This is a genomic window from Paenibacillus guangzhouensis, assembly GCF_009363075.1.
GTDB lineage: Bacteria > Bacillota > Bacilli > Paenibacillales > Paenibacillaceae > Paenibacillus_K > Paenibacillus_K guangzhouensis.
On the sequence record NZ_CP045293.1, the window covers coordinates 6,424,949 to 6,444,213 of the forward strand.

17 protein-coding genes are annotated in these 19,265 nt (G+C 47.7%); 11 read left to right on the forward strand and 6 right to left on the reverse strand.

Annotated features, from left to right (window positions below):
* Positions 1-67: 67 nt before the first annotated feature.
* Both GCU39_RS28800 and GCU39_RS28805 read right to left on the reverse strand, forming a co-directional pair.
* Entirely contained in the window at positions 68-2,242 is a 2,175-nt protein-coding gene (locus tag GCU39_RS28800) for an S-layer homology domain-containing protein (protein ID WP_152396617.1), read from the reverse strand.
* A 307-nt stretch (positions 2,243-2,549) separates the two neighbouring features.
* Positions 2,550-3,659 (reverse strand): GntR family transcriptional regulator, encoded by a 1,110-nt coding sequence (locus tag GCU39_RS28805; RefSeq protein ID WP_152396618.1) that lies wholly within the window; start codon positions 3,657-3,659, stop codon positions 2,550-2,552.
* 156 nt (positions 3,660-3,815) lie between these two features.
* Here GCU39_RS28805 and GCU39_RS28810 point away from each other — a divergent pair, with 156 nt between their 5' ends.
* The gene (locus tag GCU39_RS28810; RefSeq protein WP_152396619.1) at positions 3,816-5,108 is read left to right on the forward strand and encodes a glycoside hydrolase family 125 protein; all 1,293 of its coding nucleotides are present in this window, start codon (positions 3,816-3,818) and stop codon (positions 5,106-5,108) included.
* Between the two features lie 58 nt (positions 5,109-5,166).
* Here GCU39_RS28810 and GCU39_RS28815 read toward each other — a convergent pair whose 3' ends face one another.
* Positions 5,167-6,216, reverse strand: coding sequence for a 2,3-butanediol dehydrogenase (locus GCU39_RS28815; protein ID WP_152396620.1), 1,050 nt, complete (start codon positions 6,214-6,216; stop codon positions 5,167-5,169).
* Between the two features lie 253 nt (positions 6,217-6,469).
* Here GCU39_RS28815 and GCU39_RS28820 point away from each other — a divergent pair, with 253 nt between their 5' ends.
* Both GCU39_RS28820 and GCU39_RS28825 read left to right on the forward strand, forming a co-directional pair.
* Entirely contained in the window at positions 6,470-7,498 is a 1,029-nt protein-coding gene (locus GCU39_RS28820) for a LacI family DNA-binding transcriptional regulator (protein ID WP_152396621.1), read from the forward strand.
* Positions 7,499-7,670: 172 nt separating this feature from the next.
* Positions 7,671-9,116, forward strand: coding sequence for an alpha/beta hydrolase family protein (locus tag GCU39_RS28825; protein WP_152396622.1), 1,446 nt, complete (start codon positions 7,671-7,673; stop codon positions 9,114-9,116).
* 77 nt (positions 9,117-9,193) lie between these two features.
* Here GCU39_RS28825 and GCU39_RS28830 read toward each other — a convergent pair whose 3' ends face one another.
* On the reverse strand, positions 9,194-9,535 hold the full coding sequence (locus GCU39_RS28830; protein WP_152396623.1) for a helix-turn-helix domain-containing protein: 342 nt from the start codon (positions 9,533-9,535) through the stop codon (positions 9,194-9,196).
* 194 nt (positions 9,536-9,729) lie between these two features.
* Between GCU39_RS28830 and GCU39_RS28835 the strand changes: the two genes are divergently transcribed.
* The 3 genes from GCU39_RS28835 to GCU39_RS28845 all read left to right on the forward strand — a co-directional run bounded on the left by GCU39_RS28835 (position 9,730) and on the right by GCU39_RS28845 (position 12,687).
* Complete coding sequence (locus tag GCU39_RS28835; RefSeq protein ID WP_152396624.1) at positions 9,730-10,161, forward strand: hypothetical protein; 432 nt, start codon at positions 9,730-9,732, stop codon at positions 10,159-10,161.
* Between the two features lie 198 nt (positions 10,162-10,359).
* Positions 10,360-10,866, forward strand: coding sequence for a ferritin (locus GCU39_RS28840; RefSeq protein ID WP_152396625.1), 507 nt, complete (start codon positions 10,360-10,362; stop codon positions 10,864-10,866).
* A 246-nt stretch (positions 10,867-11,112) separates the two neighbouring features.
* The gene (locus tag GCU39_RS28845; RefSeq protein ID WP_152396626.1) at positions 11,113-12,687 is read left to right on the forward strand and encodes an ATP-binding cassette domain-containing protein; all 1,575 of its coding nucleotides are present in this window, start codon (positions 11,113-11,115) and stop codon (positions 12,685-12,687) included.
* 94 nt (positions 12,688-12,781) lie between these two features.
* Here GCU39_RS28845 and GCU39_RS28850 read toward each other — a convergent pair whose 3' ends face one another.
* The gene (locus GCU39_RS28850; RefSeq protein WP_152396627.1) at positions 12,782-13,129 is read right to left on the reverse strand and encodes a hypothetical protein; all 348 of its coding nucleotides are present in this window, start codon (positions 13,127-13,129) and stop codon (positions 12,782-12,784) included.
* A 163-nt stretch (positions 13,130-13,292) separates the two neighbouring features.
* On the opposite strand from GCU39_RS28850, the gene GCU39_RS28855 reads away from it, so the two are divergent.
* The 3 genes from GCU39_RS28855 to GCU39_RS28865 all read left to right on the forward strand — a co-directional run bounded on the left by GCU39_RS28855 (position 13,293) and on the right by GCU39_RS28865 (position 15,810).
* Positions 13,293-13,949, forward strand: coding sequence for a M48 family metallopeptidase (locus GCU39_RS28855; protein WP_152397481.1), 657 nt, complete (start codon positions 13,293-13,295; stop codon positions 13,947-13,949).
* Positions 13,950-13,984: 35 nt separating this feature from the next.
* Positions 13,985-14,374 (forward strand): iron chaperone, encoded by a 390-nt coding sequence (locus GCU39_RS28860; protein WP_152396628.1) that lies wholly within the window; start codon positions 13,985-13,987, stop codon positions 14,372-14,374.
* Positions 14,375-14,574: 200 nt separating this feature from the next.
* Positions 14,575-15,810, forward strand: a complete 1,236-nt coding sequence (locus tag GCU39_RS28865) for a DUF5050 domain-containing protein (protein WP_227793368.1) — start codon at positions 14,575-14,577, stop codon at positions 15,808-15,810.
* Positions 15,811-15,890: 80 nt separating this feature from the next.
* Here GCU39_RS28865 and GCU39_RS28870 read toward each other — a convergent pair whose 3' ends face one another.
* Positions 15,891-16,868, reverse strand: coding sequence for a DUF4179 domain-containing protein (locus tag GCU39_RS28870; RefSeq protein ID WP_152396630.1), 978 nt, complete (start codon positions 16,866-16,868; stop codon positions 15,891-15,893).
* 161 nt (positions 16,869-17,029) lie between these two features.
* On the opposite strand from GCU39_RS28870, the gene GCU39_RS28875 reads away from it, so the two are divergent.
* Together GCU39_RS28875 and nudK are read left to right on the forward strand one after the other, a co-directional pair.
* Positions 17,030-18,268, forward strand: coding sequence for a MerR family transcriptional regulator (locus GCU39_RS28875; protein ID WP_152396631.1), 1,239 nt, complete (start codon positions 17,030-17,032; stop codon positions 18,266-18,268).
* Positions 18,252-19,208, forward strand: a complete 957-nt coding sequence (nudK, locus tag GCU39_RS28880) for a GDP-mannose pyrophosphatase NudK (protein ID WP_152396632.1) — start codon at positions 18,252-18,254, stop codon at positions 19,206-19,208. Before GCU39_RS28875 ends, nudK begins: the two co-directional genes overlap by 17 nt.
* Positions 19,209-19,265 lie beyond the last annotated feature (57 nt).

Consider the following 19,265-nt stretch of genomic DNA (forward strand, 5'->3'; position numbering starts at 1 on the left):
TGAGCGAGTAGCAACAAGAAACGTTAGCAAACCGTGTGGTCTGCTAACGTTTTTTCATTGCAAGGATTTACTTGCGATATTCATTCATTTTGACGCGTCCGAGATCGACGCTAATCTGATATAGATAGTTCGGTTCGGTCTCGATATTAATAATGAGCTTATCGGCATCCAGATTGTCGGCCGTTAACGTGAAGTTGCCCCCGGCATCGCCTGTGACGGTCTGCGTCAGAAGTTGTTTCTGCTTCGGTGCAGGTCCATTGACGAAGACGGTAACCGTGCGGTTCGCGATTTTCGAGAAGGTTCCTTTGAGAATCAACTGGTGATCGGAGGTGAAGGAGGCGCGGACCGTATAGTCGGGGAATCCTCCGTTTTTCTCGTTATCCGTGAAGATCGTGAATGCTTCCGGACGTCCATGTAGCTCGAACCCGTGCTCATAGAGATTTTTCAAAAAGGCGACAGCCTCCGCGCGCGTTAGCTTCTCTTGCCCAGCAAAACCTTCGACGGTCGGTGCAGTTTTTCCAGTGGAAAAGCCCATGTTCAATAGATAGCGTATCGCGTCCTGACGATCGGCGTAGTTCCTGCCATTAAGGCTGGCTACGATGTAAGCTACTTCTTGACGGGTGATGGGGCGGTCTCGCAGCTTCTTGTTCTTAATTGCCTCCAGATCGACGTTGTAGGACCTTGCATATCGATAGTATTTGTCGCTCCATACTTCGATTTTGATCGGATGTTCTTGATCTAACTGTTGGAGTATTTTCGTATCCGCGTAGAGCTTGAACAACATCGCCAGAAATTCAGCTTCCGTTACTTCGTTATTCGGTCTGAAGGTTCCATCCGCATATCCGCTTGCCATCTGTCGCTGAACTCCCCATTGAATCGCCTCGCGGGCCCAATGGTTGCCGATATCCGTTAATGAGGTCGATGGTTTGACATTGACCTTCAGTTCGGCCGTCTTGCCCTCGTAACGGATCGTGATCTTCGCGATACCGGGTTGCAGTCCCTTGATCTTCCCGTTGCGAACGTCGATTAGCTGAGAAGAGGAGGTGTAAGAGAAGCCGGACTTCATCGAAAATTGTTCTCCGTTCTCCGTATATGCGCGTACCGCAGGCATTGCTATTTCGTCGCCTGCTTGCACAGTGATCTCCCGCGGTTCGATGGACAAGCCGCTTACACGGTCTTCCGTGCGCGAATCGATGCTGAAGAAGCGGGTCTGGTAGGAGATATCGGCCGGTGTGCCGTCCGTCTTCTTAAGACCGGTAATGTTGACCTTGAATACGTCGCCATTCTTCAATAATTGCACATCATCCGGACGGAAAGTAATCGCATAATTGTTCCCGTAATTGATCGTACTGATATTGAAATGGAGCTGTTCAATGTCCTTGTCTTGGGTACTCTGGTCAAAAGTCCAACGTCGCTGGTCTCCGAGGCGGATGAGCTCGACGCGAACATCGTCTAATGCAGGCTCTTGAAAACGCTTCGGATTTAATTGAACGGACCAAGCATAATCGCTTTTGAAGGCCTCGAGTGGAAAAGCGCCTTGGTTCGGAAATAAGCTATAGTTGTAATCGATCGTGTTGGTTCGGCTTTTATCTTGCACTTGCATGCTGCTATAAGATTTGTCTTGGTGCGCTGCTAATCCGAAGCCGATCTGCTGCAATTGCGGATTCAGGATCCATCGGCGATGGCCGACGTTGTCGATGTTCTTGTCGTCCGAATCGTCCATGTAGGCACGAACGCTATCCACAAGTAGATTCGAATCGAGCGAACGCGTCGTATAGTATAAGTTCGAAGAGGTTGTCGATCGATACCCTTTGTCATAGAAAGCTTTGTCCATATCGGACGGCTGTGATGGATAATGACTGAGCCGGCCAAGCGTCGAGACGAGGACAGCGCCATACTGTGCCTGCTCGTTAAGGCTCGGATCAAGACGCAGATCGCCAGGCAACCCACTAATGAAGCGATAGAAATTCGTCGCGTCCAATCCTTGCTGAACATAAGCTTCATTTAATTTGCCTGCTCGGTAAGGGGAGGAGGTCAACGGTGTCTCATCAAAGACGGTTTGTCCTTTGCTGGACGGATTCATCCACTGGCTCCATTTATCTTTGATTTCCTGCTCGCTGCGTTCTGGAAGCAGACTGTCCACGGATTCCGCGAAAGCAGCAGGGGGATTCCATACGAAATAGAGCAAGCATACGGCGATAAAACTGATCATTTTGATACATCGTGGTGTTCTGTTAGACACATGTAGCACTCCTTAGCTGGTTAAAATATGGGAAATATTCTCATGATAGTCCCATACAAAATAGCATAGAGTGTGCTAGGGTTCAACAAAAATCGGCATATTTCCCATCTTCAATAGATCATCGGCCTCACCCAAAAAGGGCGAACGCCCCCCAAATAAGAGGAACACTCACCCTTAAACTCATCGATATGCCTTACTCCGCCTTGACCAGAATCTTCACTTGATTCTTCTCTTTCAGTTGCTGAGCTCGACTGTTTTTTTGCTTCCGCTCTGGACCACGAGCTGGCCGAGGGCTCGACGAATGCGCCTAACCCTCAGTCTTCCTCGTCGAATAGCCAACCACCAACTCCCCAACCAAGTTGACCTTGGCAACGGAAGCTGGATTATTAATAAGCTGCATTATCTGCGTGATGCATTCCTCGCCGAGCCGATGCTGCGGCTGCTGGATATGCGTAAATCGGAATCCCGCCTGGTTATAATAGTTGTCCGGATGGTCGAAGCAGACGACCGATAAATCCTCAGGCACGCGCTTGCCGATCTGATCGCAGGCTTGTCGGATGAGCAGCGCAATGCTGTACTCCGTAGCCACGATGCCGGTCATGGCTGGATGCTCTTCGATGAAGGAGGCGATTTTGTCGATATCCTCTTGAAAATGGACATCGGAGCCCGGAATCACGGACTCGACGAAGCTGTATCGCAAGGAAGGATCCATGGAGACATGATTCGCAGCATGCGCTTGTACATAGCCCTGAATGCGCTCCTCGACGGTAGAGACGATATTGCTCGAAGTTACGATGCCGATATGCTTGTGGCCTAGATCGATCAAATGGGAGGTAAGTATTTCGGCCGATTCGGTATTGTTGGTTGTGATCGAAGATATCGGCAGGTTCTCAAGTGTACGATCGATCACGATCAGCGGGAACTTCCGCGATGCAAGCTCCAGAATGATCGGCGACAAATACTTCGAGGTGGAGGGGAGCAGCAGAATGCCGGCCACGTTCATTTGGATAAATTCTTGGATCAACTGTTCTTCCACCTGCATATGTCCCAGCGATTTCTTCACAATGACATGAGCGCGGGAGTCGCTAGCTTCCAAGATGCCGGATAGGATCTTGGTGCCGAACGTATCATTGAAATCGGTCATGATGCAGCCGATGAGCGGCAGATGGAAATGCTGAACCGCGGCAGGCGTAGTCTGTTTCGTATTCGAGATGACGATCGTGCCTTGCTTAGGCTTCCTCGATATATATCCTTGTTTTTTCAGCTCATCTAATGCTCGCTTGACGGTAATGATGCTTACGTTGTATTCATCCGCTAATTCGTGTTCGAACGGGAGCTTATCTTGAATTTGATATTCTCCATGGATGATTTTCTCTTCGATGGCATCAAATACTTGTTGGTATAATAATTTTTTCAACAAATGCACCCACTAGTTTTAAATATATTTTTTATCATTAATTATATTTTAAGACGATCGGCAAGTAAATGAGAGGGGAGATTGACATCAAAAAACATACCCCGTACTATATAAATATATTATAAATAATAAAATATATTTATTGGTGGTGTACATATGATTATAAAAGATCGGAAGTTTATTCAAGCTGCGAAACAAGCTTTGTTAGACACGTTCCAAGATGAGAAAGTCGCTGGGATGTTTGAGAAATGCATGGAGAACACACTCGACACGACGATTAAAATCCAAGACGGCGAGACATTTATTCTCACGGGCGACATCCCAGCCATGTGGTTGCGCGACTCGGTGTGCCAAGTTCGTCCATTCCTGCTATTCGCCAAAGATCATGCAGAAATTCAAGAGATGCTGCTCGGCCTAATTAAGAAGCAAGTAAAATTGATTGCGATGGATCCTTATGCGAATGCATTCAATGAATCGGCCAATGGTGCGGGGCATCAGAATGATAAGACGGAGATGTCACCGGCAGTATGGGAGAGAAAGTACGAAATCGATTCGCTCTGTTACCCGGTTCAGCTTGCGTATCTGATCTGGAAAATAACGGGGCGTACGGAGCATTTTACGACGGAGTTCAAGCAATGCATCGATACGATCGTGACGTTGTGGAAAGTCGAACAGCATCATGAGGAGAAGTCGCCATACCTGTTCGAGCGCGAGGATTGCGTGCCGACAGATACGTTAGTACGGAAAGGCAAAGGATCGCTGACGGGATATACGGGCATGACATGGTCCGGATTTAGACCAAGCGACGATGCTTGCACGTATGGCTATCTTGTTCCTTCGAATATGTTCGCTGCGGTGGTGTTGAAGTATGCGGAAGAAATGCTATCCGCTTTCTATTCGGAAGAGCTTGCATTGCTGGAGCGTGTGCGCGAGCTGCGCACTCAGATCGAAGAGGGTATTGAGAAGCACGCGATCGTAACGGATGATTGCTACGGAGAGATGTATGCTTATGAAGTGGATGGCTTAGGTCATACGCTTCAGATGGATGATGCGAACGTGCCAAGTCTGATGGCGCTGCCATTCTTGAATTATTGCGATCCGCAGGATGCGCGGTACCAGAATACCCGGAGATTCATTCTCAGCTCGAAGAATTCAACCTTTTTCAAAGGGAGAGAAGCGAATGGTGTAGGAAGCCCGCATACGCCGAACAATTATGTATGGCCGATCGCGCTGTCTATTCAAGGGTTGACCAGTCAATTTGAATCCGAGAAAAGAGATATCGTTGCTACATTATTGCGTACAGACGCTGGTACAGGCTTAATGCATGAGTCTTTCAATGTCAATAATGCCAACGAATACACGAGAGAATGGTTCTCTTGGGCCAATATGATGTTCTGTGAGCTTGTACTTGATGTCGCAGGAATCAATATGCACAAATTCATCCGATAAACGCAAGAAACGTTAGCAAACCGTACAGGTCTGCTAACGTTTTTTTTGCATCAAACGCTTACTCCGCCTTGACCAGAATCTTCACTTGATTCTTCTCGCGAAGCAGCGCTTCAAATCCTTCCTCTACAACTTCATCGAGCTTAATCCGTTTGGTCACGAGCTTCTCAGCCGAGAAGTAGCCTTGCGCCATCAAGCTGATCACGGCAGGGAAGACGTTGCGGTAGCCGATAATTCCTTTGACGGTACGCTCCATCATGACAATGTTGTTCGGCATAATCGGTGCTTCCTTCTCGAAAATGCTGACGATCATCAATTCGCCGCCGATTTTCGTGGAGTTCAGCGCCTGCGTGAGGACAGGAGGGACCCCGGTCACTTCATAAGCAACGTCCGCGCCGCCGCCAGTACGCTTATGGATTTCCTTCACGACGTCATATTCTTTCGGATCGATGACGATCGCGCCGAGCTCGGCTGCTTTTTGCTTCCGCTCAGGAGACAGCTCCACCGCATAGATTTCGGCAGCGCCCGAAGCTTTCAACGCTTCGATCACGAGCAGGCCGATTGGGCCGGCGCCGAAGACGACTGCTTTGTCGCCGACTTTCAGCTTGCTCTGGCGTACTGCATGGAGCGCCACGGCTGAGGGCTCAACGAGTGCACCTTGCTCATAGGAGATGCTGTCCGGAATTTTGTGAACCATATATTCTTCCGCTGCGACGTATTCGGAGAATCCGCCACCACCGCCCGCAAGACCAAGGAAGCCCATGGTGGAGCAGAGGTTATAGTAACCTGCCTTACATGCATCGCATGTGCCGCAGGCATAGATCGGTTCAACGACGACGCGGTCGCCGACTTTCACTCTGGATACGCCTTCACCAATCTCGACGACCTGTCCGGAAAATTCATGCCCCATGACGATCGGCGCTTTCTCTCCCGTAATCGGATGCGGAGTTCCCTCCGGAATGAAGATCGGTCCTGCTGTATATTCATGTAAGTCGCTGCCGCAAATGCCGCACCATTCGACTTTGATTTTCACTTTGCCAGGTAATGCCTTTGGTTCTTCAATTTGTTCTACACGCAAATCTTTGAGGCCGTGCCATCTGAGTGCTTTCACCTTGTTCATCCCCTTAGAAATGTTGAATTGCGAATTCATCTATATTATTTTCGGAAATTCAATTATTTTCGGGAAACGTTTCCGACACCTACTATGTCACTAAATTGTCAAACTGTCAATGTTAAAAATGTTATTGACGCAAAATGGTGGCTCATGTATCTGATTCCAATCCGTTGTGTTATAATAAAAATATTGATAAATTACACAAACATTCGTGGAAACGATTTCGGAATAAAGTAGGGGCGTGCTAGCATTGGCGAAAGACAAAGTGACGATCGAGGATGTCGCTGCGCGAGCAGGGGTTGGGATTGCAACCGTATCGCGGGCGATTAACAATATGGGAGGCATCAGCTCGAAGACGAAAGCGAAGGTGATGGAGGCGGTCGAGGAGCTCGGCTTCATTCCGAATACGAACGCTCAGAACTTGAAGCTGCGGCAGACGAAGCTGCTCGCGCTCGCCGTACCGGACATTCGCAACGCGTTCGTGCCTGAGATTGCTTATTCGGTCGAGCAGGCCGCGAAGCATTACGGTTATCGTGTGGTGCAGATCAATACGTTAGGGAATATTCATTCCGAGCTGGAGCTGCTGCGAGACATGAAGAAGCTGCATGTGGACGGGCTGATTATTCTGCCGCTGGCTTACCCGGATACGCTGAAAGATCTCATCAACAAAGCCAAGCTGCCAATCTCGATCATTAACTATGGCAAAAAACTGGATCAAGACATCAAGGCGGACATCGTCAGCCTCGCGACGCAAGAGGGTAAGCTCGTGATGGAGCATCTGATCAGCATCGGCAGGACGCGTATCGGCTATGCTGGAGCACCGAAAGAGATCATTGAAGAACGGTTTTTCGCTTACGAGGATGCGCTAGAGCATTTTGACCGGTCGCTGGTCTATTTCGGCGACGATTTCTCCTTGCAGACGGGCGCGCGGGCGGCGGATTATTTCGTGAACCTGACGCATATGCCGGATGCGATCTATGCTGGGAACGATATGGTCGCGATCGGACTGCTGAACCGGTTCAAGGAATTAGGCGTCCGTGTGCCGGAAGACATCGCGATCGTCGGCATCGATAACAACCTGTTATGCACGATCTCGACACCGAAGCTGAGCTCGGTCTCCATCATGGGGGCGGAAGTGGCCAAGGTAGCGACGGAGCTGCTGCTCCAGCGCATCCATGAACAGAAGAAAGGGCTCTATGAACGGATTCAGTTCGAACCAAGGCTTATCGTGCGAGAATCTAGCTTGCCGCGAACACGTACAACGCAGCAGATCGATTGAGCGGAGCATGAACATTAAAGGGGCTGTTTCCTAAAGGAAAACGGCTTTTTTACTGTGTCTATGACGCTAACCTTAAAAAATTGAGAAAAAATTCAGAATTTCTTTGCCTTCGTCTTCATTTTTCAAGCGTAAGATGGAACTTAATCATTTACTTGCGGTTGGAGGGATGCAGATGAGACTTTTGGAGATCGTATTGATTGCGATCAATTTTGGACTGTTGTTCTGGATGGTGACTGGGAACCGGAAGGTTGGGAAGTCAGCTGCGATACCGCTGGTGGTTGCCTTTGGTCTGGTGATTGCTCAGATCGCGGTAGAAGCCGCGCGATGGGAGATGATCCCGGCGTACCTGACGCCATTTGTATTAACAGCTTATCTCTATGCAGGTAGGCGGTCCAAAGGACGACGAAGTCTGGTGGCGTTCACGATCCAGATGGTATGCCTAACGCTGTATCTGATCGTGTCGATTGCCCCGCCTTGGCTGATGCCGGTATTCGCATTCGAGCGGCCGACAGGAAAGTACGCGGTCGGAACGTCTGTGTATCATTGGGTGGATGAACAACGCCATGAGCCTTACTCGGCGAACGCGACTGACAAACGAGAACTGATGGTCCAATTATGGTATCCGGCCACCGAAGGCGGCAAGGGAGAGCAGAGCGCTTATCTCCAGAATGCGTCGATCATGACGCAAGCCATATCGACGAACATGATGAACTTTCCAGCTTTTACGCTAAGTCATTTGAATCTGATTAAGACGCATGCGATGTTGGAAGCCAAGCTATCGGAGTCGGAAAGTCGGTATCCTGTATTGATTTTCTCCCACGGGATGAACGGTTATCGCAATCAGAATATGTTCCAACTGGAGGAACTGGCAAGCCACGGTTATATTGTGATGGCCACCGATTATGCTTATGAAGCGGCTGGCACCGTGTATCCTGACGGACGCGTTGCGCTGAGTAAAACCGATCCCAACCTGACTTCAAATGCCGAGTACACCAAGCACATCCCGCTATGGACAGCGGATGCCACCTTTGTACTCGATCAAGTAGAGAAGTTGAATCAGAATGATCCAGCAGGGCGCTTCACCGGCAAGATCGATATGGATCATATCGGTATGTTAGGGCATTCCTTCGGGGGGGCGGTTACGCTGCAGATGATCAAGAATGATCCGCGTGTGAAGGCGGCCCTGAGTATGGACGGCGGATTCTACGGTCCACCGGTCTCAGATAAGGGGTTAGGCAAACCGTTTTTAATGATGTATGCAGAGGAGACCTACAATAAGGTGATGACTTCTTACGAGGAGGTTGCCAGCCAGTTAGGCGGAGTAAGCCGCGAAGCGTTCGAAGCGCCTAGGAAAGAATATATTCAGAAATCGGGCAATGCGCTGGCAGGCGGTGGTCTATCCTTACTTATTCCAGGTTCTAAGCACGCGAGCTATTCCGATCTAGCCTTATTCTCTCCCTTGTTGGGATTGAACGGACCTAATCCACGGCGGGATCACCGGATTGTGAACGAGTTCAGTGTTGCTTTTTTCGACCGGTATTTAAAAGGAAAGGATGATTCAGCGCTGCGAGGATTAGCCGCCAAATACCCGGAAGTGAATTTTAAAGTGAATCCATAGGTTTGGAGCATAAACAAAAAGGAGCTTCCTATCCACGAATTGCGTGAGGATGGAAGCTTCTTTGCTATGCCGATGCCTTATTTATAGTTAAAAATTTCTCGTACCACATTCTTCGCCATGGCGATCTGCTGCGGGTTCTGTTGAGTGAGCATATACGTAATCTCTTGAATGTCCGCTTGGGATTTCTCGTCCGGATCCGGGGTCTGCGGAGTGAACAGCTGCGAGATATCGACATCCAGCGCTTCGGCAATTTTGGCGAGGTTAAGCAGCGCGACGTTCTTCTCACCGCGTTCGATCTGTCCGACATAGGAGAAATGAAAGCCGCCTTTCTCGCCAAGCGCTTCCTGCGTCAATCCCTTTTCTCTTCTCAGTTCCCGAATCCGTGCCCCGACGCGGAGCAGAATTTCTTTATCCGTCATTCCTTCCACACCTCTCTACTTCAAAGTGTAGATAAAATAGGACCCATCATACACCGGCGATTAGATATCATAAATTATACTTATTGATATTATTTTGTTGTATAATGAGGAATAAAGGTAATTATTTCCACGATTCGTGCGAATCATAACCGCCAACACCGAGTCGTGCACTAATCCTCATAGGAGTGAAGCATGTGAATCATTCAACCCTTATCGATGAATGCAGAGATCATCGCTCAATCCAAGCCCTGACCATCCGTCGGCTGCTGCAGCTGTCACGGCTCCATATCGACTCGACGGCTTATTTGACGGACCTATCCGATATGCATGCATGTCTCATCTTCATTGACCGCGCGCTGGATTATATGCTCAAGGCGGTGTATGTGCTAGAGAACGGCTGCAAGTCGGCTCCGCCTACGCTAACCCACCACGATGTTCTTCAGCTCACGACAGATGCGCCCATTTCACAGTTAGACATGGTGACGTTCATCCTGAATATCCGTTACCTGGCAAGCTGTAAGGATCCTGCGCTGCTTCATCCGATGCATCCTGCACATCTGCGGATCATGCTGGACAGGGTAGAGGATATTCTCCTCCATCTGTCAGGTAGAATTGGCGATCATTAGCATTCTAATTGATAATGATTTTCAATAAAATGCGCCAAAGTGGTTTACATTCCCGTTAAATTCCAACATACTAGGAATAGAAGGAAGTCAAATCGTGCAGGATAACATCGATTGCCATGGTATGGTGTCGATAGGTTATTCCAATACGGTACAAGCTTACCTTTCATCTAGACAAGCGAATAAGGGAGAGTGATCCGAATGTTAAGTGAGAAGCTGCTCGCGAAGTTGAACGATCAAATGAATTATGAGTTTTATTCTGCGCAGGTATATCTTGCGATGGCGGCGTATTGTTCGTCGGAGAGTTTTGATGGATTTGCGAATTTCTTCATCATGCAATCGGAAGAAGAGAAATATCATGGAATGAAAATTTTCCATTTCATAAATGCACTTGGTAAACGTGCCGTTGTTACAGGCATGGAGAACCCTCAGAATGAGTACAGCTCCTTGCTGGATGCGTTTGAGCATTCCTTCGAGCATGAGAAGACGGTAACGAAGCGCATCTATGAGTTGTCCGATATCGCATGGGACGAGCGGGAGCATGCGACAATCAACTTCCTCAAATGGTTCATCGATGAGCAAGTCGAAGAGGAAGCAACCTTCGATAGCATTATCCAAAAGCTGCGCCGCATCGATAACGATAGCAATGCATTCTATATGCTCGATTCCGAGCTCGGCAAGCGTACGTTCACACCAGGCGAAGAATAAGCATAATTCGCACATTCAAGAAGCTGTTTCCCTGCTAGGGGGAGCAGCTTTTTTGGCATGGCGGCGAGCTTAGTTACACACGTGTTCTATACCATTGAAAGTCGTCATTTTTATTAATTATAATTTAGATCATATGATTTATAGCGGAAGGTAGTATATTTTACCAATATAAGATTTGTTAATGGATTGTTGGTTAAGGGGATTAAGTTAGGTTGTAATTATTGATGCTGTTCTGATGGGGGAAAAATGAAACATTATATTTTCAAGCTTAAGTATATTATCTTAATAAAAATTGTAGCTGCTCTTATCTCCATCATAGGAATAGCTAGCATGCCATACATCTTAAAATTATTGTTTGATTATGATTTTTCAAAGGGTATAACAGGAATTGTTGTGCTAATTTTAACGTATGCTTGTGCGATCGTCGTTGGCATGTTGTTTGAGTATATTAGTCAAAGGCATGCTTGGAAGTTGGAACAGAGGTTTAACCTATTCGTTAAGCAAGATTTATTCGATTCCTCACTTCGTAAAAACGTAGTGAATTTTCAAAAATTTGATGTATCGGAGTATATTTCGATTTTTAACAATGATATAAGAACCTGTCAACAATACGTGGAGAGCATCGTCGCCATCATTCAGACCGTTTTACAATTATGTGTGTATGGTTTTTTCTTATTTACCCTTGATTATCGACTTGCAATCATTATTATTTTGAGTTCATCACTAAGTCTGATTTTGCCTCGTATGACTGGTAAGCGCTTAGCGCAGAAGAAGGGTGACCATTTGTCTGCCATGGCATCCTATGTTGACACTCTCTTTGATTTGTTATCTGGGTTTAAATTAGTAAATGACGAGACAAGAAGCAGTATTTCTCAAAGGCAGAATAAGGCTTTGACAGATACAGAGGGCAAGCTTTATGAATTTGGGAAATTTAAGACTTTTGCCAACGTTCTAAGTGGCAGCAGTATGTATTTTTTAGAGTTAATCGTGTTTGCTGCGATCGGAGTAATGCTCTTTAAACAAAATATTACACTAGGTATTGCTGTTGCAGCTTTAGGATATATACAAAGCTTTTGTTACCCGATGGCTTATTTGTTGACAGAAATGAATAATGTAAATGCTTCAAGAGATGCCAAAGATAAACTCATGAGCATAATCAATGAACAGATTGATCATAGACCTGTTATACAGGATTTCCAATCCACAATTACATTTGTGAATGTGTCTGTTACGTTAGGGGATTTCACCCTAAGGAATTTTTCATACGAATTTGAGAAGGGTAAAAAATATGCGATAGTGGGTCCTAGTGGCGTTGGCAAGTCAACGATTCTAAATCTTCTTATGCAATACATTTATCCTGATAGCGGTGCAATTCTACTTGATGGTAAATCCATAAAAGAGATGGATACTAGCAAGATAATGGATTGTGTAAATCAATTTGAACATTCGTTTCATGCGACATGTATGGAAAACGCGACTGTATTCGGCGCACATCCCGAAACATCCGTAGTAAATACGCTGCATTATTTCAATAACGATAAAATGTATAGTATTTCTACAAAGGAAAATGCGAGGGAGTTAAGTGGTGGGGAAAAGCAAATGTTACAATTGCTGAGAATTGCAGCATGGGATAAAGACATACTGCTGTTTGATGAGTCATTCTCGGCCATTGACCATGAGAACGCCACAAAACTGCAACATGATCTCCTGCTAAAAGATAAAACAATTCTATGTATTACTCATAATGTATCAAGTGAAAATCTGAATGATTTTGATGAGATTGTGACTATCTCTGCATATAGCTCTAGCGCTACAAAATAAAGACTCCACGATCATTAAGCATCATTAAGCGCAGTTTAGAAGCTGTTTCCCCACCGGGAGACAGCTTCTTCTTTTTGTAGAACCAAGCTGAAGTTTATTTCTGCTTCACCAGCCATAGGCCGACGGCGATGACGCCGACACCAAGCCACGTTTTCCAATTGGGAACCTCGCGGAGGAACAGATATCCCATCCCGATGGAGATTAGCACCTCGATGCATTTGGCGGCAACCAGTACATAGCTGAGCTGATGCGCGGCCTTCACCCCGAATTTCACCCCATACCCAATACTGAGATTCGCGGCCAAGAACACCGGGAGCAGCATCAGCTGGAATTTCAACGTGGTCCAGAAGGCGGGATCAATATGCTTGCTCTGGTAGGAGAATACCAGGTTAATCACGGTGAGTCCCGCGAAGAGCAGGGCAACGCTGTACAGATAGAGCATGTCAACCTCCTGAAACTTCGTGTAACACCTCCTTAATGTTTCCCGAACACAACTTTTTAACACATGGGAAAATGTACGAAATCGATGAAGCCGAAGCCCCCGCGTTCTGCTACAATAAGGGAGAATCGTACTTACGAAATAAACGACAGAAACGATGTTGATGATGAAAATAGAACTCGAACAGCAAGTGATCGATGTGCATGTGGAATACGGTCCGCGCAAGAAACTCTCGATCCATATCGACCCGTCGGGCCTGATTACGGTGAAGGCGCCTAATCGTACCAGTGACGATATCGTGATTAGCGCTGTGAAGCAGCATGGAAGCAAGATTGTGAAGCAGCTGCAGGCGATTGAAGCTGCTCGCCAACCTGCGCCGAACGTCAGGTCTTATGAAGAGGAAGGCAAGTTCCTGCACCTCGGCCGGTATTATACGCTTCAAGAGCTGATTGCAACGGATGGCTTAACGGAAGAAGAGCTGCAGCGCGAATTGAAGAAATTTTATTTTGCCAGCTGCAAGAAGGTGATTGGGGAGCGTCTGAAGATTTATCAGAAGCAGCTCAAGGTGACCCCAAAGTCGTACTTAATAGAGGAGTCGCTGACGAAATGGGGGAGCTGCAGTTCCGCGAAGCATCTGACCTTCAATTATCGGCTTGCGATGGCGCCTATTGACGTCATTGATTACGTGGTGATTCATGAGCTCTGCCACCTGTTGCATATGAATCATGATCGCTCCTTCTGGCGGCGCGTCGGCAGCATCATGCCGGATTACAAAGAGAAGGAGGCGTTCCTCGCGAAGTATGGACAAGCGATGACGTTGTAATACTTGAGAGAACGAGGAAAAGAGGAGGCGTTACCGTGGATGGGAATAAAATAACGTACGAATCGATCGACCATTATATTTCGACTTTTCCGCCGGAGATTCAGGAAATCTTAGAATCGATCCGCAAGGTGATCCGCGAAGCTGCGCCTGACGCGGTGGAGAAGATTAGCTACCAAATGCCGACATTCGCGCAGCAAGGCAACGTGGTGCATTTTGCGGCGTTCAAGAACCATATCGGCTTCTATCCGGCGCCGAGCGGGATCGAGGAATTCGAGCAAGAGTTAGCCCCTTACAAAGCAGGCAAGGGGACGATTCAGTTCCCGCTAGAACAGCCGATACCGATGGAGCTGATCACCAAGATCGTGAAGTTCAGAGTTGCAGAGAATATCGCCAAGGCAGAACGGAAATCAGCCAAGAAAAAGTAACGAATTTGACAAATCTAGGGTGAAGAAGTTAACGACATTTCATGAAAAATATAACAAATTTGGTGTTTCATCCGATATACGTAAAGTGTACCTCCTGAAAGAAGAGGTACAACCTACCTAGAAGGGATGTATCGGTAATGAAAAGCATTTCTACACTAATAAAGAAAACGTGTAGTGTGGTTCTACTCTGTTCACTATTGTTGACAGGTATCGGAACCTTTGCCTTAGATAAGGCGGCAGCAGCAACGGGGGATGCATATGTTTATTATGTATCTAATAGTGATTTGTATCGGGTGAAAAGTGATGGCACCGGAGCACAACGGTTATTGAAAAGTTTTAATTTTGAAGGCACCGAGATGAAGCCGGCTGGAGACTATTTATATTTTGCATATGACGAAGGATCAACGACGTTATTACGTGTTCCAGTAGACGGATCGACGAATTTACCAAAACGATTCTTCGATGATGCAATCTATTTTGAGACGGATCATAACTTCTTGTATTATATGGACAGTAAAGGGAAAATTTATCGTGCGCCAGCCAATGCGGTGGATAAATCCGAAGCCAAATTGATTGCCGATATGGCAGATACGAAATTCTCTAGTTTTGCGGTGGTTGAAGGTCGGATATATTATAATGCACTGAAAGACGGACGCAAGACTTGGGTGGCATCGAAGGCAGCTGATGGTTCGGGACAAGTGCAATGGATTGCAGCAGGTGCTTTTGAAGACGCTTCGAGTGCACGCGTTACGGGTTCGACCTTGTATATCGTAGTAAATATTAAACCGGAAGAAGTCCAATACTCCACGAACAGTATCGTATTTTACGCCATACCTGCAAAAGGCGGAGCAGCGAAAGCTATTAATGCCAAAGCTCCACTCGATGTGAATGCGGTTTATTCCGGATGGCAGACGAACCATCTCTTTTTATTTAATAAAGGAATTAAGCTCGATGCAGATGGGGATTACGATTATAGTCTCGGTAAAGGGACACTTTTAACGGCAGAAGGAAAAACGATTGATCTGTACAAAACTAGCGTGCCTGAGGTTGCTAGTGTAGGAACCGATAAACTTGCATTTGTTGATGCGAGTGGTCATGCTTATGTGAGTACACTCAAGAATAATAAAGTGGTCAGCACCAAGACATTGTCTGTTACCAACGCCTGGTATGTTCGTAATCTTGTAACAGATAACCAAGTAAGAGCGACCTTGATCTTTGCGGACAGTGGCGCATATGTATTAAAGAATGATCTATCCTTGCAGAAAGTCGTCGGCGTGGAATGGGATTATGTGAAATACAAAGATAATGTATCTGGATTTTTCTACGTCAATGCTGGAGACAACAGTCGATTGTATCATATGGCGGACGATGGTAAGACGAGTACAAAGCTAAGTGAAGAGACGATTGATCGTATCGTTCTGATTGACAAGCAATAAGGAGCAGAAGCTCACGGATACGTAAAAGCCGCACTATACGCCAGCATTAATCGGTGTATAGTGCGGCTTTTTGTCATTCCTTACGCCTTCACGGGGATTTTCATCTCCAGCGCCTTATGATAGAATTTCACCCATTTGCCTTTCGCATCGGTCATGATTTTCCCTTTCTTATCCATGCTATAGGTATACGGCTTCACCGTAATGAACTTTGCGCCGGAGAGAACAGGAGGGTATACGATCTTGTCTTGATACTCGTTCAGCGGTTTCCCATTAAAAATATCGATCTTGATCGGCTGCAGCATTTCACCGCGGTCATCGGCGATATCGTAATACATTTTCGTTGCGGTATTCCCTTTCGGAATCTTGGCGTTGCTCGGGATAGGCCCAACACTCTTGACTTCCATCAACGTTGTCGTAGAGGTCATCGCAAGCGACAAGACGCTCGAGCTGAATTTTTGCTCGGTTTTCGTTATTTTCGGCTGGAGGGCGATGCGCTTCTTGGCGATATTCTTGACTGGAATAGGAAGCGTGAAGGCATCCTTGACGTCGTTGACCTCGGTTTGGAGCGTCAATTCGAATTCATCCGGAAGAAGGTTCGCCCCGGTGCCCTGGTCGATCATGTCAGTAAATTGGATAAGCAGCGTATCGTCTGACTCACCAGCACTTTTAGGAACCGTCATCATGGAGGACGTGATGGATCGATCGAGCGGCTGCCCATCCACGAGATAAGTCGGAAAACTTACATTCTTCGCCGTAGTGCCCTTTACCTTCAATACCATCACCAAGCGGATTCCGTCATACATCAGCTCGGACACGCCGAGCGTGACGCCATTCTGAGTTAGACTCACATCCTTCACGGTTGTCATGCCTTGCTTGTCAGCGGCCTTCAGCCCTGCGTCTCCCCATTGTTTAAACACATTGTCGTTTGCTGCTTGTGCTGCTGCGACCGAGGTGGCGGTCAATGCGCTTCCCGTGATGACGCCTGTCCCGAGAAGAGCTGCTGCACACGTGGCTGCGATGGTTTTTGTGAATAAGGTTAACGATGTGTTCTTCATCATATATTGCTCCTATCTTCGTTGTTGTTCATAGCTATAACAATCTCAACTCCGCCATTTGTGACAGGAAAAGTAAAAAACTTCAGCGATGAAGTCAAATCATACTTGCAGGTGACCTTACGTCACCGATTACAATAGGAATGACGAGGAGGAGGGGGAACGTGATGCCGGAGGAGCGCCATGACTTCACAACGGGTCAACTTGCGAGGCGAACGGGGATGACGCTAAGAACGCTTCGTTACTATGACAAGATTGGATTGCTGAAGCCGTCACAGACGAATCGTGCTGCTGTGAGGCTCTATAGTAAGGAGGATGTGGCCCGGCTGCACAAGATTCAGATGCTGAAGTACATTGGGCTCACCTTGACTGAGATCGGACAAATCATCCAAGACGACGCCACCCCAGAACAGAACCTGAGAAGTTCATTGCAGATGCATAAAGAAATCATCCAATCCCAAATCGCACATTTGCAATACGTGTCCAGAGCCATTGATGAAACACTGGGGAAGTTAGATAGACAGGGACAGCAAGTCGACTGGGATGGCGTGGCGGACGTGATGCGAACGATTCATAGGGAGAAGGACTGGAGCGAGCAATACCATAACGCGGTTCGACTTCAGGCGAGAATGCGGTTGTATGACCAGTTTAGTTCGAACAAGATCGGATGGCACCGGTGGTTCTTCGCGCATCTGGGCTCGCAGCCCCATCTGAAGGTACTGGAGCTCGGCTGCGGCGATGCGGCCTTATGGCAAAGGAATGCGGACCTTATTCCGGATACGTGGAGCATTACGCTTACGGATCTATCCGCAGGGATGCTTGAACAGGTGCGGATGAGCTTGGGGGCACACAGCGGACGGTTCAAATTTTTGCTTGTCGACGCCCAGGAGATTCCTTTCCACGACAACGAGTTCGATATCGTGATCGCCAATCACATGCTGTATCATGTGCTCGACATGAATCGTGCCGTATTCGAGATGCACCGTGTGCTGAAGCCTGGCGGCTGCTTATATGCCTCAACGATGAGCACGCGTCATCTGCAGGAAATCGAGCAGTTGACTCAAGCTTTCGATCCGCAGATTCGGGTGCTCGACCCTGTCATGGAGCGCTTCCAGCTCGATAACGGGCGAGATACGCTGCAGACCGCATTCACCGAGATCGAACAGATCCGGTTCGAGGATGACATGCGGGTTGATGAGGTGCAGCCGCTCATCCAATACATGACGTCGACGCCGATGAATGCGAGGAAGGTACTCGTCGGCGCCAAGCTCGACCAATTCACATCGTATTTGAAGGAGAAGATTGCGGAACAAGGCAGCATCTACATCACGAAGGATACGGGATTCTTTTTGGCTAGAAAAACGGGGATACGTACAAGGAGAGATCGAGATGATACCGAACATTGAAATCGTGAAAGAAGAGATTTTATCGGACAATTGGTATGTGTTGAAAAAAATGACCTTTAAGTATCAGAAGCGTGATGGCAGCTGGGAAACGCAAGCGAGAGAGGCGTATGACCGTGGCAACGGCGCTGTGATTCTGCTATATAACCGTGCGAAGCAGACCGTCATTCTGACCAGGCAATTTCGAATGCCGACGTATATGAACGGCAATGCGACGGGGATGCTGATTGAGGCTTGTGCGGGATTGCTGGATCAGGACTCGCCGGAGGACTGCATTCGCCGTGAGACGGAAGAGGAGACCGGCTACCGCGTATCGAACGTGCAGAAGATTGGGGAGGCTTATATGTCCCCAGGATCGGTGACGGAAATCCTTCACTTCTTCGTGGCGGAATATACGCCGCATATGCAGATAGGTGAGGGCGGAGGCGTTGAAGTCGAACAGGAAGAGATCGAAGTGCTCGAGCTGCCCTTCGGACACGCTCTGAATATGGTGGCAACGGGTGAAATACGGGATGCGAAGACGATCATGCTGCTTCAGCATGTCCAGCTGCACGGGCTGTTGCTGCCTGAGAGCGGGCCGCAGCATATTCTTATCGCGGGGCCTTATCGTTCGAATACGGGGGACGATCCGGAGCGGATCATGGCCAATATGCGGCTGATGAATGAGGCGGCCTTGCGCGTGTATGAGATGGGCCATCTGCCGGTACTCGGCGAATGGTACGCGCTCCCGCTCATGGAGACTGCCGGTTCCCGCCAAATCGGGGACGAGATATTCGAGCGCATGTTCCACCCTTCTGCCGTGCGGCTGTTATCCCACTGTGATGCCGTGCTTCGAATCGGAGGGCCGTCCAAGGGTGCGGACGAGATGGTCAGTACGGCTGAGGCCAAAGGGAAGAGGGTATACCGCGATATCAGTGAAATCCCTGCACTGGCGCTTAGGTAGATGTCGTGTCAATAAAAAGCAGCCCACAACTGGAACAATACAGTCTTGCGCTGCTTT

Excerpts from the sequence above, each read along its gene's own strand:
- GCU39_RS28870 (WP_152396630.1), bottom strand. The coding sequence starts at position 16,868 with ATGATGAAGAACACATCGTTAACCTTATTCACAAAAACCATCGCAGCC.
- GCU39_RS28825 (WP_152396622.1), top strand. The coding sequence starts at position 7,671 with ATGAGACTTTTGGAGATCGTATTGATTGCGATCAATTTTGGACTGTTG.
- GCU39_RS28830 (WP_152396623.1), bottom strand. The coding sequence starts at position 9,535 with ATGACGGATAAAGAAATTCTGCTCCGCGTCGGGGCACGGATTCGGGAA.
- GCU39_RS28855 (WP_152397481.1), top strand. The coding sequence starts at position 13,293 with ATGAAAATAGAACTCGAACAGCAAGTGATCGATGTGCATGTGGAATAC.
- GCU39_RS28875 (WP_152396631.1), top strand. The coding sequence starts at position 17,030 with ATGCCGGAGGAGCGCCATGACTTCACAACGGGTCAACTTGCGAGGCGA.
- GCU39_RS28850 (WP_152396627.1), bottom strand. The coding sequence starts at position 13,129 with ATGCTCTATCTGTACAGCGTTGCCCTGCTCTTCGCGGGACTCACCGTG.
- GCU39_RS28840 (WP_152396625.1), top strand. The coding sequence starts at position 10,360 with ATGTTAAGTGAGAAGCTGCTCGCGAAGTTGAACGATCAAATGAATTAT.
- GCU39_RS28810 (WP_152396619.1), top strand. The coding sequence starts at position 3,816 with ATGATTATAAAAGATCGGAAGTTTATTCAAGCTGCGAAACAAGCTTTG.
- nudK (WP_152396632.1), top strand. The coding sequence starts at position 18,252 with ATGATACCGAACATTGAAATCGTGAAAGAAGAGATTTTATCGGACAAT.
- GCU39_RS28845 (WP_152396626.1), top strand. The coding sequence starts at position 11,113 with ATGAAACATTATATTTTCAAGCTTAAGTATATTATCTTAATAAAAATT.